14 protein-coding genes are annotated in these 15,982 nt (G+C 41.4%); 6 read left to right on the plus strand and 8 right to left on the minus strand.

All coding sequences use genetic code 11. The annotated features are described in order from the left end of the window. Positions 1-44: 44 nt before the first annotated feature. Positions 45-743, plus strand: coding sequence for a 16S rRNA pseudouridine(516) synthase RsuA (gene rsuA, locus NFU46_RS08165; RefSeq protein ID WP_058585860.1), 699 nt, complete (start codon positions 45-47; stop codon positions 741-743). A 154-nt stretch (positions 744-897) separates the two neighbouring features. After that, complete coding sequence (locus NFU46_RS08170) at positions 898-2,472, plus strand: methyl-accepting chemotaxis protein (protein ID WP_054561198.1); 1,575 nt, start codon at positions 898-900, stop codon at positions 2,470-2,472. A gap of 62 nt (positions 2,473-2,534) precedes the next feature. Here the strand turns inward: NFU46_RS08170 and NFU46_RS08175 are convergent, their stop codons facing one another. Next, on the minus strand, positions 2,535-3,317 hold the full coding sequence (locus NFU46_RS08175; protein ID WP_251601076.1) for a YggN family protein: 783 nt from the start codon (positions 3,315-3,317) through the stop codon (positions 2,535-2,537). A gap of 105 nt (positions 3,318-3,422) precedes the next feature. Next, positions 3,423-5,852 carry a zinc-dependent metalloprotease gene (locus NFU46_RS08180; RefSeq protein ID WP_251601078.1) on the minus strand — a complete coding sequence of 810 codons (2,430 nt, stop codon included), beginning with the start codon at positions 5,850-5,852 and terminating at the stop codon, positions 3,423-3,425. 160 nt (positions 5,853-6,012) lie between these two features. On the opposite strand from NFU46_RS08180, the gene NFU46_RS08185 reads away from it, so the two are divergent. Then, complete coding sequence (locus tag NFU46_RS08185; protein ID WP_251601079.1) at positions 6,013-6,981, plus strand: class 1 fructose-bisphosphatase; 969 nt, start codon at positions 6,013-6,015, stop codon at positions 6,979-6,981. A 40-nt stretch (positions 6,982-7,021) separates the two neighbouring features. Here the strand turns inward: NFU46_RS08185 and NFU46_RS08190 are convergent, their stop codons facing one another. Then, a complete protein-coding gene (locus tag NFU46_RS08190; RefSeq protein WP_251601080.1) occupies positions 7,022-7,345 on the minus strand; it encodes a hypothetical protein in 324 nt (107 codons plus the stop codon). Positions 7,346-7,388: 43 nt separating this feature from the next. Between NFU46_RS08190 and NFU46_RS08195 the strand changes: the two genes are divergently transcribed. From NFU46_RS08195 to NFU46_RS08205, 3 genes are all read left to right on the plus strand, one after another. Then, entirely contained in the window at positions 7,389-7,745 is a 357-nt protein-coding gene (locus NFU46_RS08195) for a DUF5522 domain-containing protein (protein ID WP_062566463.1), read from the plus strand. A 180-nt stretch (positions 7,746-7,925) separates the two neighbouring features. Next, complete coding sequence (locus NFU46_RS08200) at positions 7,926-10,358, plus strand: TonB-dependent receptor (RefSeq protein ID WP_251601081.1); 2,433 nt, start codon at positions 7,926-7,928, stop codon at positions 10,356-10,358. Between the two features lie 83 nt (positions 10,359-10,441). Next, positions 10,442-11,980, plus strand: a complete 1,539-nt coding sequence (locus tag NFU46_RS08205; RefSeq protein WP_251601084.1) for a sulfotransferase — start codon at positions 10,442-10,444, stop codon at positions 11,978-11,980. Here the strand turns inward: NFU46_RS08205 and NFU46_RS08210 are convergent. From NFU46_RS08210 to NFU46_RS08230, 5 genes are all read right to left on the minus strand, one after another. After that, complete coding sequence (locus NFU46_RS08210; RefSeq protein ID WP_251601086.1) at positions 11,955-12,794, minus strand: sulfurtransferase; 840 nt, start codon at positions 12,792-12,794, stop codon at positions 11,955-11,957. The two genes, NFU46_RS08205 and NFU46_RS08210, sit on opposite strands and share 26 nt — an antisense overlap. After that, on the minus strand, positions 12,794-13,864 hold the full coding sequence (locus tag NFU46_RS08215; protein WP_251601088.1) for a capsular biosynthesis protein: 1,071 nt from the start codon (positions 13,862-13,864) through the stop codon (positions 12,794-12,796). Before NFU46_RS08215 ends, NFU46_RS08210 begins: the two co-directional genes overlap by 1 nt. A gap of 144 nt (positions 13,865-14,008) precedes the next feature. Continuing rightward, a complete protein-coding gene (locus tag NFU46_RS08220; RefSeq protein ID WP_054561010.1) occupies positions 14,009-14,416 on the minus strand; it encodes an adenylyltransferase/cytidyltransferase family protein in 408 nt (135 codons plus the stop codon). After that, positions 14,413-15,480: a CDP-glycerol glycerophosphotransferase family protein gene (locus tag NFU46_RS08225; protein ID WP_251601090.1), complete on the minus strand. Its 1,068-nt coding sequence runs from the start codon at positions 15,478-15,480 to the stop codon at positions 14,413-14,415. The genes NFU46_RS08220 and NFU46_RS08225 overlap by 4 nt, the downstream gene beginning before the upstream one ends. Positions 15,481-15,564: 84 nt before the next feature. Continuing rightward, a complete protein-coding gene (locus NFU46_RS08230; protein ID WP_251601299.1) occupies positions 15,565-15,981 on the minus strand; it encodes a group 1 truncated hemoglobin in 417 nt (138 codons plus the stop codon). Position 15,982 lies beyond the last annotated feature (1 nt).

Genomic DNA, 15,982 nt, shown 5'->3' on the forward strand with positions numbered 1-15,982 from the left:
CGCTATACTCGCCGCCATTGTAGCCGACTAAAAATGTGATCCCAATGAAATTTCCATGCCGTTTAGATAAATTTATCAGCCATATTGCCGAGTTACCTCGCAGCAAAACCAAAGCAGGTATCAAACGTAAATACGCCACTGTTAATGGCGAAGTGATCACCTCATTTGATTATTCAATCAGCCAAGATGATGACGTGCGCTGGCAAGGCGAGCCGCTGGTGTTTTTAGGTAAGCGCTACTTCATGCTCCACAAGCCTGCTGGCTATGTATGTGCCAATAAAGATGACCTTCACCCGACTGTATTTGACTTGCTTGATGAACCAAATATGAGCGACTTTCATGTTGCAGGCCGTTTAGATATCGATACCACAGGATTAGTGATCATCACTAATGACGGCGACTGGTCACACAAAATTACTGCACCAAAGCATAACAAATTCAAAACGTATTTAGTTGAAACTCAAGAACCTATTGATGAAGAAGCCATTACAGCGTTAGAGCAAGGGGTGCAATTGCACAACGAAAAAGAGCTAACTCGCCCTGCGATTGTTGAAAAACTTGCAAGCTACAGCTTACGCCTTTCAATTTGCGAAGGTAAATACCATCAAGTTAAGCGAATGCTTGCTGCTGTAGGTAATAAAGTTGTTGAATTACATCGTGAAAAAATAGCTGACATTACCCTCGATGAAAGCCTTGCTAGCGGTGAATATCGTGCCCTTACAGAAGCCGAACTGAAGCTCTAAATAGGTACTTGAGCAAAAGTCATGATAACGCTGTCATTTTTCCTTAATAAAACCAGACAAACGTGGTAAAAGTTAACAGGGGAAATAATAAAGGAGGCTGACTGTGTTATCAGGACTAGCTTTAAAAACAAAAATCACCTTATTTGCTATCGCTATGTTTATTGCGTTATCTGCGATAGCGTTACTTGGCTTACAATCTTTACGCCATGCCAGCGAAAGCGACAACATCGCGCGTATCAACCAGCTCATGAAGAGCACCACCAATATTGTTGAGCAATTTGAGTTGATGGTTAAAAGCAATCAACTCGAAGAAGCACAAGCAAAGAAGCTTGCTATTCAGGTACTTCGAGAAAATAAATACCACGACTCAGAATATGTCTACGTCGTCGACAACAACTTAGATTTTGTCGCCACTCCGCACGACCCAGAACTACACGGCACCAGCTTTAACGATTTTAAAGATGCCAGCGGCAACAGTATCGGCCGTATGGTCGAAAATCTCGTGGGCAACACGACCAATAAAATCATTACCTATCACTGGGATTCAGTGCGAGATGGTGAAACCGTTGATTTAACCTCTGTAGTACAAAAAACACCGCTGTTTGGCTGGTATGTTGGTACAGGCATTAGCGCCAAAGAAGTTGATGAACGTTATTGGAATACTGCAAAGTGGTTGCTTGGCTTATCTATGCTTATTGCCATTGCGCTGACCTTTGCCATTGCCCGCTTTGGTTCATCGCTCACTAATGCCTTAGGCGGCGAAATTGATGAAGTAATCGGTATTGTAAAAAACGTCTCTCGTGGCAACTTAAACTCACATATTCGCCAAGATGCCCCACCTGAGAGCATTATTGCTGCTATGCATTATATGCAGCAAGGCTTACGTGGTGTTGTTGGCGGTATTAAAGGGGTTACTGATAGCTTAAAAAATCAAAGTGTTGATAACGAATCTCGCTCTGTTGAGCTCGACAAACTGACTCGTAGCCTAAACGAAGAAACTCAAATGGTTGCTTCAGCTATTACCGAGTTAACAGCCTCAGCGCAAACCGTTGTAGAACATGCTGAACAAGCAGCTTACTCAGTGCAAGAAGCTGAGCAACAAGGTCAAAGTGCCAGCCACTTAACCAGCGAGGCTGCTGATACCATCGCGCTTTTAGAGCAGCAAATTGACAGCGCTGGTAATAACATTCAAGTGCTTGATGATGAGGTAAATAACATCGCAAATGTGCTGAGTGTTATTCAAGGTATTGCCGAACAAACGAACTTACTTGCGCTTAATGCGGCGATAGAAGCTGCCCGTGCAGGCGAGCAAGGACGAGGCTTTGCGGTGGTTGCTGATGAAGTTCGTGGGCTTGCTCAGCGCACACAAACCAGCACTGAAGAAATCCGCAATATGATTGGCAAACTGCAAGCTGCAACCCAAGATGCCAAGTCATCTGTTTCGCTTAGTATTAGTACCAGTGAACAAACCGTTGAAAAGTCGACTAAAGCCAATGAAGAACTAAAACGCGTTGCCAGTTCACTCAGCGCAATCGCGCAAATGAGCCATCAGATAGCCATTGCTGCAAAAGAGCAGCTTGATGCCGGTGAAGACACCGCCAAACGTATCGTGACTATCTCAGACACGGCTTCACAAACGGCTGATGTATCAAATCAGGCCCATACAGCAACCGATTTGATCAAAGGTCTTACTAGCAATTTAGAAACTGAAACCGCTAAATTCAGTTAATTTAAATCAACTTAAAACGAAAAAGCCCAGCAACTGCTGGGCTTTTTCTTTTTAAATTCGCATTAAGACTTTATTTGTACCAAATCAAAATCGGCCATACCAGGCACCATTTGTTGTAAGCGCGATTCAGTGACATCTAACGAGTTCAAACACTCACAGTACTCTGACGCTTTCATCTCTAACTGCTCTGCTTTCTTTTGCAGTGATTTATCAATTTCAGTTGAGATGATATCCATACGCTGCCCCATATCATTGATACGGTCTTCGATATTACCTTCGCGCGATTTAAAAGCATCACCTAACGAGACTAAAATAGCGCCAAGTGAGCCATGCACTGCAGAGTGAATTTTTTGGCTGATTTCTTTGGTAAAAAAGTCATCAATTTTCGACAGCGATTGCGGGGCAATAAAGAAAAAGTCATCACCACGCTTAAATTTATCCATCAGCGCACGCTCAACATATTGCAGCTGAGTTTTTAACACTTCTGGCTCTTTGTCTGACATGCCCTCAACAACTTGCTCGATGGCACTTAAGCCAAGGTTTACACCATCGGTCGCCAAGTCAACAAGTTCAGGGACTGTTTGCCTAATGCCTCGACTGAACTGCTCCACAACTTTGCTTTCATCTGGGCTTAAATCAACCCAGTAGCCTCTTATAAACAATTGGTGATCGTTGTTGATCTGTACACGAGTTTGACCTTTATCAACAATACGAATGACATCATCAGTGATGATTAAGCCATGGCTTAGCTCTACATCGCATTGTTTTTTTTCTAAGGTTGCGTAACTGGAAAAGCTAGAGAATGTAATGGCCGCTGCTAACAACGAGCGAGAAAAGAACGCCATATACACCTCAAAAAGACAAAAAAGGAAGGCCGCTAGATTAGCAAATATCCAATTTTATGCAAGTAAAACGCCTAGCTATGCTAGGCGCTTTGAAGTAAAAATGGATTAAATTGGTGAGCCCGGTGGCATTGGCAACACTTTAAAGTTTGCAGGCCATTCACCGTTTTCTAAAAATAAGCTGATTTGCTCGCTTAAGTATTGCTTAAATGCACTATTACCAACGGATGCACTGCCTAGCATTGATTCTTGCTGGTAACTCTTTGCAAGTTTAGCTAAGTAGTAACGAAGCTGTGCTTGTACTTCGGGTGCCACCTCATTGCTTGCCACTAAGTCAGCAAACTGTTTTGCAGTTAAAAGCTGCACACGTTGGCTAATTTTACCTGCCATCCCTGAAGCAATTTTTTGCTCAAAAACTTGCTGATAAGTTTGTGCTAATAGCGCATCTAAACCATAAAATGCATCGCTTCGTGCTTGCTGCTGTGCTAAACGGTTAATGCGTTGGCTATTAAAAAGTAGGCTCAAGCTATGTGCTGCAGCAACCTCAGGCAGCGCCATCGCATCAAGCGTTAGTCCTGTGCGACCAACAATACTTTCGCGTGATTTAGATTCACCATACGCTTTTGGTGGAATAAGCGCTAATATTGACTCAGGTAAAACAAGGTTTTCGGCTTTTAGCGTTGCAAGGAGTGCATCTACTGCTGCTTGTTGCGTTTGCTTTGCCACAACCTGTGCCCCTTTTGGTTGCGAGCCGTCACGTACTTCGTACTCATAATTCACACCAGCAATTAGTTTAACCGCAGCTTCTACTTGATAGCGATGGAACAAATAAAGTGGCACCAGCATTTCTTCTAATTGCGATAAAGCAGTGCCTGTTTTGATGTTTTCGATACCAAAGCTCGTCAGCGCTTGTTTACGAACATCAAGTACACGCATTAGCTCATCACTTGGTGAACTGCCGTTATCCCATAAATGCCCTGTTGGATGAGCACCACCTTGAGCGCGGGCATCACTGTCTGAAATAAATTCCAGCCCTTTGCTTTTGTTTTCAGCTAAAATTGCGGCCAATTGCTGTGCTTCATCTTGATTGGTGAAGTCGCTATAACCGTATTTAACCACTTGGGTATCCCATACGCCCATGCCTGCAGCATAGCCACGACTTACATCTAATTTACCTTGCTCATTAAAGCTCAGTAGTGGATGTGGATAATCCATCACAGAGGCTCTGTCTGCCACTGACGCTGCAAAGTTATGCGAAATACCTAAAGTATGCCCTACTTCATGAGCGCTTAATTGACGAATACGATCAAGCGCCATGGCTTGTAAACGCTTAGCCACTTCATTGCCTTCAAAATAGGGAGCTGCTAATGCTTCTGCAATTAGGATGTCTTGACGAACACGCAGTGAACCCAGTGTCACATGACCTTTGATAATTTCGCCTGTTCGAGGGTCAATCACTGAACTGCCATACGACCAACCACGTGTTGCACGGTGCACCCATTGAATTACGTTGTAGCGTATATCCATAGGGTCGGCATCATCAGGGAGCACTTTAACGATAAATGCGTTCTTATAACCTGCTGCATTAAAGGCATCATTCCACCATTTAGCACCATCAAGTAACGCTGTTTTAACTGGCTCTGGTACGCCCGGATCTAAGTAATAAACAATCGGCTCAACGGGCTCGCTGATTGGCAGGCTCGGATCTTTTTTCGCTAAACGATGACGTGGAATGTAACGCACATACATAGACTCACCCAGCGCTGCCGCATAATCTTTGTGCTCAATGCTCCAAAAACCTGCTTGAGGGTGGAATTTGCGAGGGGTGTAGTTATCGTCCGGTAACTCAATTAATGAGTGATGCATATGCACTGTCAGTGCATAAGGGTCTGCGCTCACTTGGCGTACATACTTACCTGGGTTATTACCTTGAAAAGTAAGCACGGCTTCTAATTCAGTATTTTTTTCAAATGCTTTTGAACGTGCTAAATAAACCGCGCTGCGGTTGCTATCTAAATTAAAACTTCCCTGCCCGGTTGCTGATAAACGACGGCTTACACCATGAACATCGCTTAATAAATAAGGGGTGTAATCCACAATTACAGCAGTGTCTGACTGAGCTACAACATTAAAGCCCGCTAAAATACTTGATGCGAACGCCTCTTTAATACTTTGTTGTTCCGCAAGGTTATTAGTATTAGCTCGGTAATAAGTATTAATAGCTCTTAGCATCACCTTATCGCCAAAACGCTCAAATTGAACTAAGTGAGTATCGCCTAACTGACCGCGATCTAAGCCAATATCATTTGAACCAACACCGTAAGGTAAGCTTTGTTGTAATAAAAATTGTTGCTCGAGTTTATCCACCTCAAGATACAATTTGCCGTTTTCTGTGTCGTAGTAAAATGAAAAATAGCCTGAAAAATGAGTCATTTTTTCAGTAAAATCATTTATAGACTTAATTGCTGCGTGTGCTTGAGTTATCATAGTAAGTAGCACAGCTAAGAGCAGATATCGTAGTAATGGTATTTTTTGCATAATCTTATCTTTGTTATTCGCGTTTTAAATACTGTATAGGTATTAAGCAGTATAAAGTACCGCCAAGAAAAATCAGCTATTTAAGACGAAATTCAGCGCTTGCTAAGACATTCTCTCTCACACTAAAAATGTCTGGCTACAACGTTATCAGGAAAATAGAATGCGTAGACTCCCACCGGTATTGTTAGAAGATGGTTGCCCTCGTGAACTGATCTCATTGATCAGAACGGTACTTGCGGCATGTAAAGAAATTTCATTTCGTGTTGGTCAAGGCGCCCTATCTGGCGTATTAGGCTCAACCCTAGACGAAAACATTCAGGGTGAAACTCAGAAAAAACTCGATGTTCTAACTAACCAACTTTTAAAAGATATTTTATTAGAATCGGGCTACGTAAAAGCCATTGCCTCTGAAGAAGAAGACTTCACTGTTGCGGGTAATCCAGATGCCAACTACATTGTTGCATTCGACCCACTTGATGGCTCATCAAATACTGATATCAACTCACTCGTTGGTACGATTTTCTCAATTATGGCGGCGCCTGAAGGGGCTGATCCGGCTGATCCTAGTATTTTTATGCAACCGGGTAAAAACCAAGTTGCAGCGGGTTATGTATTATATGGCCCATCTACCGTGCTGGCGTTAACAACCGGTAAAGGCACACGCTTTTTCACCTTAGATAAAACACACGGTACCTTCTTATTAACGCAAGATTTTGCAAGCATACCTGAAGAGACCAGCGAATTTGCTATCAATGCTTCAAACCAACGCCATTGGCAACCGGCGATGCAAAATTACATCAATGACTTAATTGCTGGTGATACAGGCCCACGTAGCCGTAACTTCAACATGCGCTGGATTGCGGCAATGGTGGGTGATGTGCACCGTGTATTATGCCGAGGTGGTATTTTTACTTACCCAACCGACACAAAAGATCCAAATAAACCTAACAAATTACGTTTATTATACGAAGCAAACCCAATGGCAATGTTAATCGAACAAGCTGGCGGTATTGCCTCAACAGGCACTGAGCGCATCATGGACATTCAACCTGATGCTATTCACCAACGTGTGGCGGTGATCTTAGGTTCGAAGAACGAAGTGGAAACCTGCTTAAGCTACCATAAATAGCCAGCAGTAAATGCCTTAGGCTGAAAGGTATAAAATTCTTTCAGCCTAAAGTCACTGCTAATAACTTCTTTAGCGTACTTGTACTCAACTCACCCATTTGCTCGTTATTACTTAGCGCATAAATAGCTCCTTCAACGGCGCTTTCGTCTATGTCTTGCCTAGACTCTACTACGTTTGCCCAAAGTTCTAATTCATCAATATCTATTTCGCCATCTATAGCACGCTGTAAAACCTGGCAGAAAACATCTTGCGTCAGAATGTAGACACCACCTTGCGTGTCTGGAGTACTGGTAATTACTGAGATTGCCTCAAATCGGTTATCACCAAAGCGGGCAAACTCATCTAATGCGTCTAATTTATCCATTTGCTATGCTTACCTTTTCAATCTCAAAGCATCTTTTTACTTAATGACAACCCTTACTTGCTCACAATGCAAAGCAACGCTTAACTGCCAAGCCGACAATATTAATGCCTGTTGGTGTAATGAGCTGCCCAACATTTTACCACTCGATGAGGCAGCAACAGAGTGTTTATGCCGAGACTGTACTATAAAAAAGATAAATTCATTTTTATCTAAACTTTACCAACAGCCTCTTGAACAGCAGCTTGCCTTTGCTAAGCCTTATTTTACTCAAGGTAATTTAATAGAAAATCTCGATTACACTATGCAAAACAACTACATGGTATTTAGCCGCTGGTTCTTTTTAAAACGCGGCCATTGCTGTAGTAATGGCTGTACTCATTGCCCTTATTCCGATAGCTAATCCCTTACAGAGTATTTATTCAATTATTTTGCATTTAATTGCAAATATCGCATGGACGATAAGAATAAAAATACATTATAATTGGATATAAATTCACTAAATCATCAATTTTTAAGCTTAAATTACTAGTAATGTCTATTTTTTAAGCATAAATTTACTGTAACTAAGTCGGAATCAATCATGAACACTTTTAAGCCTGCTCTACTTGCAAGTGCAATTTCTGCAGTTTTAATCAATAGCAATATGGCGTTTGCTGCAGAAGATGCTATCGAAGTTGATAAATCAATTGAAACTATTCAAATTACTGCAACACGACGTGCAGGCTCTGTGCAAGATGCACCGCTTAATATCACAGCGCTCAATGGCGATGTAATTAGCGACCAAAACATTGGCGATCTAGAAGATGTCGCACGCTGGGTACCTGGCTTAACAATTTCTGATCAAGGTGGCCGTGAAGGTTCTCCGATTATCGTTCGTGGTTTGAATACGAATACGTCTGACCGTATTTCTGATAGCGGCACAGTGGCAACCTATGTTGGTGAAATTCCACTTAGCATCGACTTACGCTTAACTGATGTTGACCGTGTTGAAGTGCTTATTGGCCCACAAGGTACACTGTATGGTGCAGGTACTTTAGGTGGTGCAATTCGTTACTTGCTAAAGCAACCTGAGCTTGATATCACCGAAGGTAAGGTTACCGGCGATGTATTTAGCATTAACGAAAGTGACGGCACTGGCGGTGAGTTTGGCGCTGTATTCAATACCCCGCTAATTGAAGAAAAACTAGCGCTTCGTGCTAGCTTAAATTATTACGATAACCCTGGTTACATTGACTACACCCACGTGGTTCAAGAACCGGGTGTATCAAACCCAAATCCTGATTTTTCAGACAGCAGCGATGTAAATGCCAACTTAAAAAGCGTAAGCGATGTTAATGATGAGCAAATCACCACAGCACGTTTATCACTGCGTTGGCTTGCAACCGAAGATGTTGATGCAACGCTTAACTACTTCTATCAAAAGCAAGAAAATGGCGGTAACTCAACATCGCAATACGGCTCACTTGCTGATAGTAGTGCACTACAAGGGATTCCTGGAAAATACGAAAACGTAGCTCGTGTGCTTGAACCAGGTGAAGAAGAAAACGATTTATTAAGTTTAGAAGTAAAAGCAGATCTTGGTTTTGCTGAGCTGGTATCTGCATCTGGTTGGTCTAGCTATGAGCAATCTGGTCAGCGCGATCAAACTGACCTACTTTACGATATTTGGTCAGGTTATGCCGACTTCCCTTCTTTTGTTGGCTACACGCATGATACCTCAGATCGCGATACCTTTACGCAAGAGCTTCGTTTAGTATCAAATAGTAACAGCGCTTTTAACTGGATCGTAGGTGGCTTCTATAACAAATTAGAAAGTCATTCAGATGACCGTGAGTACACGCCGGGTCTGACTGAGTACTGGGGTGGTGGTATTCCAAATGTTGAACAAGACCTTGAGTACATTCTAATTTCAGATAGCGAAACCACTGAAAAAGCACTTTTTGGTGAAATCGGCTACAGCATTACAGAGCAGTTTGATATAACTTTAGGTGCTCGTTTTTACGAATACGATGTATCAACAACATCAGGCTCTGCTACACCGCTTTATTCTGGTGATTTTGATTCACTCGATAATCTAGCTATGGAAAATGTGAGCGCTAGCGATAACGGTAACTTATTTAAGTTTAATGCTAACTATACATTCGATAATGGTGTACTTGCTTACTTTACCGTGAGTGAAGGTTTCCGTATTGGTGGTGGTAACGGTATTGCTCCTTGCCCTGATGTATTGCCTGAACAACAAATTGTTTGTGCCCTGCCAAACGAAGAAGATTACAAACCAGATACAACGGTCAACTACGAGCTAGGCTTTAAGTCATCATGGTTACGTAACCGCCTACATTTCAATGCGGCGCTATTTAATGTTGATTGGAAAGATGCGCAAGTTGGTAGCAGTACAGTAAATGGCCAAGAGTTAATTACTTCGAATGCAGGCTCTGCTAATTCAAAAGGTGTTGAACTTTCTACTCGCGCAATGATTGGTGATAATTGGGCTGCATATGCGACATACGCGTATGCAAAGGCTGAATTGACCGAAGATGCGCCTTACTTGTTTGGCGTGTTAGGCGATGACTTAGTGCAGTACCAAAGCTACTATGATGGTGCCAAAGGCGACCGTTTACCGGGCGCTCCTGAGCATCAATTCTCGTTTGGTCTTCGTTACGAGCAAGATATCCTAGGCGATAAACTATTAAGCGTAAACTACGGTATTACAGCGCAAAGCGATGTGATCACCAAAGTAGGCTTAAAAGCAGACGGCGAAGTATTACCAGGTTATGCACTAAGTAACTTATCTGCCAAAATTACTGGTGATATGTGGTCTGCAACGCTTTACGTAGACAACTTATTCGATAAATATGCATTTACTTCTGTACGTCGTGATAAGTCTTGGGCAGGTATGTCACAATATGCTGAGCTAAACAAAGAACTACCTGAGCTACAGCGTGTTTATGGTCACTACACCACAGCACCTCGTACTATCGGTATGAAGTTTAGCTACAACTTTGAGCTGTAATTAAACATCCCCATAAAAGCCTTGCCACCTTTAGGCAGGGCTTTTTAATACCTGAAAATAATTAATTGGTATACTATGCGCTTATGCTAAATGATACCCAACAAGCGCTTCGCGCTCATATCCAACAGTTGTTAAACAACAAACAACTAACCGATGCACATCACTTACTTGTGCAGCGCCTAAAACAAAATCCTGAAGACCATGTTTGTTACTTTTTACTCAGCGAAGTCAACACCGCAGCTGGCGATATCACCAAAGCGATTAAGCTCCTTGAAAAAGCCCTAAGCCTAGCCCCTTTTGCAGTTTATCATTTAGCACTTGCCAAGTTATACGTACTGTTAGGCAAAGTAAGTAATGCAGCTGTGCATTATCAAAGCGCTCTACAAACAGCTGGTTTTAGTGGCGCAGACTTTGATACATTAGCCAACATTGCGACCCGTTTAGGGCATTATGACGACGCTCTTAGCTTCCAACAAGCAGCCTACCAGCGCAATAAAGATAACCCACAAATTAGCTATAATTTGGCGGTATGTTATAAAATTCACGGACTGTTCGATGAAGCTAAAAGCTTATTGCAGCAACTAACCACAAAGCAACCTAGCTTTTATCAAGCCCACTATTCGCTGGCTGAACTTAATACTGTTATAGATGCAGAGCAACATATCCAAAAACTTCAAGCCTTGGCGGATAAAGAAAAAAGCATTGTTGAACAACAAGTGTATTTTCATAGTCTTGCTCTTAATTATGAGCACCTTAATGACTACAAAAATGCATTTAAATACTTTGCACTAAGTAAGCAAGCGATAGCCGGTAAACTTAACTATCAAGCAAGCCAACACCACCACTTTTGTCAAAAGCTCATTACTCAAAGCAAACAACAAGCACCTGCAAGGACTGACTCTGAGTTCTCACCCGTTTTTGTTGTTGGTATGCCCCGTTCTGGCACAACCTTAGTTGAAAAAATCCTTAATCAAAGTACACAACTGCAAGGGGTTGGGGAGTTAAATGATATTGCGCAACTCATACAACACGCCACGCAATCAGCTCGTGTGATTGACAGCGAAATGCTCGATAAGGCATATGAATCAGAGGCAATAAAAACAGCACTGGCTAACTATCAACAGAGAGCCGAGCTGCTAAGTGACGGCCTAAGAAGTTGTGATAAACAGCCATTTAACTTTTACTATATTGATTTTATTTTAGCGGTTTTTCCTAATGCTAAAATCGTTTGTATGCAGCGGGGCTGGCAAGATTGCAGCATTGCCAATTTTAGGCAGATGTATAGCCCGCAAAGTGTGTTTCATCACTACAGTTTTACACTTGAAGATATTGCCTCGTTCCATCAAGATTACTCGGCATTAGTCAGCCATTTTGCTAACAAGTATCCTGAAAATGTTTTTTTGCAAAGCTATGAGCAATTGGTGGCAGAGCCTACCCAACAAACGCAAAAGCTCTATGCGTTTTGTGATTTAAGCTGGCAGGAAAACTGCCTCACTTTTTATAAAAACAATGCAGCATCAGCCACGGCGAGTAAAAAGCAAATTCGCCAGCCACTGAATAAAAACAGTATCGGCAGCTGGCAAAATTACGCTGACTTTATTGATGTGGGCCTGTTTCAATAGGTAGGTCGTGACGAGCGCCCCACTCACTCCATGAGCCATCGTAAACACGTAAGTTAGCGTAACCGCATTCATCGGCACACAATGCAATTGCACAAGCAGTAACACCTGAACCACAGCTAAACTGCAACTGGGTGTGATGCGGCGCTATGTGTTGTTCAAATAATGCCTGCAACTCGCTAAGGGGTTTAAGCTCACCGTTATTTAGCACTGTTGTAAGTGATAAACTACGACTATTTGGAATATGACCACTGCGCATACCTTCGCGTGGCTCAGCGTGTTCACCGGTAAAGCGCTCATAAGGACGAGCATCGAGTGTTAGTGTGCTTTGTTCATCAAGTGAGTTAAGTACTTGCTCAGCACTAATAAAGTAATCAATACGCGGGCTTGCAACAAAATTGCCTTGACCAGTAGCAGCTGAATAGCTTGCTTGTGTAGCAAAGCCAAGTGCCTGCCACTTAGCTAAACCGCCACTTAAAACTTTTACGTTATTAAAGCCCATGGCTTTAAACATCCACCACGCACGGGCTGAACTGAATAAGCCTTGGTCTTCATAAATCACAACCAGAGAGTCTTGGTTAACACCAGCAAGCTGCATATGTTCTGTGAACTGCTCGCTACTGCACATCATACTTGGTACAGGATTACTGTTATCTGCCAGCGTTTTTTTAAAATCAAAACGCTGTGCATTAGGAAGCATCGCCTTAGGAGTATACTCACCCGGTAGACCAGGGCGCACCATTCCTGCATCGAAGATAACCAAGTTATCCTGGTTTAAATGCTCGTTAAGCCATTCTGGCGAGACGATGTTCTTCATTAATTTTCCTTTTGCGATAGCTGTGCAAATGTATCTTGCTGAGTTAAGCGCTTTTCGACCGCTTTAACATGCTCAGTCGCACATTCTTTCCAAACACCGGGCAAGCAATACACATGCTTTAAATAGGTAAAAAACTTATCCCTTAAAATACTATTGGACTGCCAGCCATTCTGCAATTTTTCTAAGCACTTAACTAAAGTACCTTGATCACTTGCGTGTAGTACAAGCTCATCAATATTGTAACAAGCAAGCCCCAAGGTAATCACTTTTTTATCAAGTAGTAAGGACTCTAAACCAACGGATGAGTTGATAGTGATCACAGCCTCAGCGCCATTGATGAGTTCTCGAGTACAATTTCCGTTCGCAAAAACGGCAACACTATCTTTATCGTACAAGTGTTCATAATGCTTATGCCATGAAGGGTGCTCTTTAAAAACGACTTTAAGTTCTGGGTCATTTAACTTATTTACTGCTGAAACTACAGCTTCGTAATACTCTTCCATTGACTTAAGCCAAGGAGAGTAACATGCTATTTGGGTATCGTGTGGAACTTGAAATGGCACAAATAAGTATTTTTTGGGTAACTCAATTGCGTCAAACTTGCAGCGCTTTTTATGATTTGCTCTTGGGATTAAATCAGGTGCAGAGAATGGTAACTCCCCTTGCGGATCAAAGTTTAAATAAAATTGACTATCTCGTGGTACAGAAGCCGCAAAGTTAATACCTTTAGGATCTAAGCTTGTTGTTCCGGGCAGTAACCCATTTTCATAGTAATAGGTGGTCACTCCTAATGCCTTAGCAGCCATACAAACAGTAACATTCGGTAATTTATTACCATTCCAAATGACTAAAGCTTGTGGCGATTCTGACTTCAATAAATCATAATACTTAGCGAACCGACACCGCTCCACCAGCAGCATCAAAGCAGAGTAACTTTTAATTATTAGCGGGTTATTCCATAAACTATTACGCGCTTGTTTACGTAATAGTTGCTCCGAAATTATTTTACTAAAATCAATTTGTATTGCCTTGCTAAAGTATTGAAGAGCAGTAAATCTAGGTAAGCCCATGCAGTGCACTTTACTCTTTAAAGGCAGTTTCCTAGTCAGTTCTTTGTAATAGCGGGCGTGCACATTGTTGCGAGAGATAAATAAAAAAGCCATATACACATCTTATTTTTGATTGAACGTAAGCGCATACAGCTATTTTATTAATTATAAATGACAGTTTGAAGGTTGCCTCACAACTTCTATTATTTCTGTTGTAGAGATAGAGGGAGTACGCTCTAAATAAGTTACATCACAAAGTTGGCTAAATTGATCAAATCGACCAGCCCAATCGTCCCCCATAACTAGCAAATGGGCTTGATGATCTTTTATGTACTCACCTTTTAATTCTAGAGAATGCTCTACAAATACTTCGTCGACACACTTCAATGAACTAATAATTTTCAGCCTATCAGCTTCACTATATACGGGCTTTCGACCTTTCTTAGAGAAGTTTAGTTCATCGGAAGATACACCAACTATTAAATAATCTCCTAACGCTTTAGCTCGTTCTAATATATTGATGTGTCCCACATGAAAAATATCGAACGTGCCAAATGTAATTACCCGTTTCATTGGTGCTCCTCTAAATAAGATACAATTCTCTTAGCAGAGTGACCATCCGTAATACCTGCCAGTTTATAGACTATTTCTTTTCTTTTTTCTTTAAATTCGGCTGTTTCGTTAACACTTGAAGTTAATAACTGCTTTAAATCTTTATAACTTCCTGCACGAGTACATAGCTCATTGAAGTATTTGATATCTTCATCAAGTCGAGCTTTTAACCTATAAGAAAAAATACCTCTGTAAGACCAGCGCAGCTTATAGAAATCACACCAGATAACAGGCTTTTCTAATGCTGCAAACTCAAATATGGCTGACGATGCATCAGAAATCATTATATCAGCAAGTTCTAAAAAAGGAGTAAGGTCAAAATCGAACTCATTAGTAAGGTAAACATTCTTAGCGCTAGCCCACTTCTCAAGCTTTAGGCGTTGTTTTTTATATTTTTTCTTAAACAAACTAAAGAAATGAGGCTTAACGATAATATTAAATTCATCAAAATGCTCAGGAAAATCATCGCTAAAACATTCTAAAGAACTTGGATAAAAAGTAGGTGCATACAGCAAGGTTTTCTTTGTTGGATCTAGGCCTAGGTTTTTGAGGTTAATAGCACCTAGAGTCTGATTAAAAATAGGGTCTAATTTTGCATAGCCACTATCAATAAAGTTACCTTCGGGGTAAAGCGTTTTTAGACGTTGAAGCCGGTGCTCACCTTCAACAAACCGTACTGTCATTTTGTTGTTCGATACGTCGTAATAACACTGCTTTGGACCTATACCATGCTGCATCAGTACGGTCTTTTTATTTAAATCCTCAGCACCTGCGAATGTATTGCCAAACACAACCCAATCTGCATCTGAGTTCTGATAAAAGTCAAAGGTTTCATTTGTATTTGTTAACCACTCTGCAACTATTGCATTTTTATCTATAAAATCACGACATACAGCACGGCTTCGTTCATCCTGCTCTTCATAGAAAACCATAGAAACTTTGTAGCCTTTTGCTTTTAACTCCTTTAAAACAGGCAAGTACTGTGGAATGTAATATAGATGCTGAACATCAAAATATAACCGCATTATTTACAACTTAATAACTTCAACCAAGAGCTATTGTACATAAATTACATTTTTGTTTCAGCCCACAATTAAAGTTTGTTCTAGCTAAATGTTAATTACCTCAGGGCGAAGGGGGGCTAGGCGGCTAAGGATTTGATTTTGTACTGTTTGCGGGATCTGTTGTTCGTCCATAGCATTAATCAAAAGCTCTACCACACGGTTAAAGTCTTTTTCAGGGATATTCATTCCTGTGTGGATATCAACCATATTGTCGCCTTTATATTCACAAGGACCGTCGGTGACGCTACACAAATGAGTAATAAAGCCTTGTCGAAAATGGGCGACATTCGTTTGTTTAAAATAAGCTAAAATTTGTTCGTCACGGCCTATTTGATTAATAAAACTATCAACCAGTTTTTCAACTCCTTGTTCGCCATTAATTTGCTGATACAAGGTGCTATTGTTGCTACTTGCACAACCAACTAACATAACGGTAAATACAAATGTAAAAAGTGTTTTCATC

Origin of the sequence: Pseudoalteromonas sp. NCCP-2140 (genome assembly GCF_023708065.1) — a bacterium.
In the GTDB taxonomy this organism is placed as follows: Bacteria; Pseudomonadota; Gammaproteobacteria; order Enterobacterales; family Alteromonadaceae; genus Pseudoalteromonas.

Coding starts and splice junctions, on each gene's coding strand:
- rsuA (WP_058585860.1), top strand. CDS start 45: ATGAAATTTCCATGCCGTTTAGATAAATTTATCAGCCATATTGCCGAG.
- NFU46_RS08170 (WP_054561198.1), top strand. CDS start 898: ATGTTTATTGCGTTATCTGCGATAGCGTTACTTGGCTTACAATCTTTA.
- NFU46_RS08175 (WP_251601076.1), bottom strand. CDS start 3,317: ATGGCGTTCTTTTCTCGCTCGTTGTTAGCAGCGGCCATTACATTCTCT.
- NFU46_RS08180 (WP_251601078.1), bottom strand. CDS start 5,852: ATGCAAAAAATACCATTACTACGATATCTGCTCTTAGCTGTGCTACTT.
- NFU46_RS08185 (WP_251601079.1), top strand. CDS start 6,013: ATGCGTAGACTCCCACCGGTATTGTTAGAAGATGGTTGCCCTCGTGAA.
- NFU46_RS08190 (WP_251601080.1), bottom strand. CDS start 7,345: ATGGATAAATTAGACGCATTAGATGAGTTTGCCCGCTTTGGTGATAAC.
- NFU46_RS08195 (WP_062566463.1), top strand. CDS start 7,389: ATGACAACCCTTACTTGCTCACAATGCAAAGCAACGCTTAACTGCCAA.
- NFU46_RS08200 (WP_251601081.1), top strand. CDS start 7,926: ATGAACACTTTTAAGCCTGCTCTACTTGCAAGTGCAATTTCTGCAGTT.
- NFU46_RS08205 (WP_251601084.1), top strand. CDS start 10,442: ATGCTAAATGATACCCAACAAGCGCTTCGCGCTCATATCCAACAGTTG.
- NFU46_RS08210 (WP_251601086.1), bottom strand. CDS start 12,794: ATGAAGAACATCGTCTCGCCAGAATGGCTTAACGAGCATTTAAACCAG.
- NFU46_RS08215 (WP_251601088.1), bottom strand. CDS start 13,864: ATGGGCTTACCTAGATTTACTGCTCTTCAATACTTTAGCAAGGCAATA.
- NFU46_RS08220 (WP_054561010.1), bottom strand. CDS start 14,416: ATGAAACGGGTAATTACATTTGGCACGTTCGATATTTTTCATGTGGGA.
- NFU46_RS08225 (WP_251601090.1), bottom strand. CDS start 15,480: ATGCGGTTATATTTTGATGTTCAGCATCTATATTACATTCCACAGTAC.
- NFU46_RS08230 (WP_251601299.1), bottom strand. CDS start 15,981: ATGAAAACACTTTTTACATTTGTATTTACCGTTATGTTAGTTGGTTGT.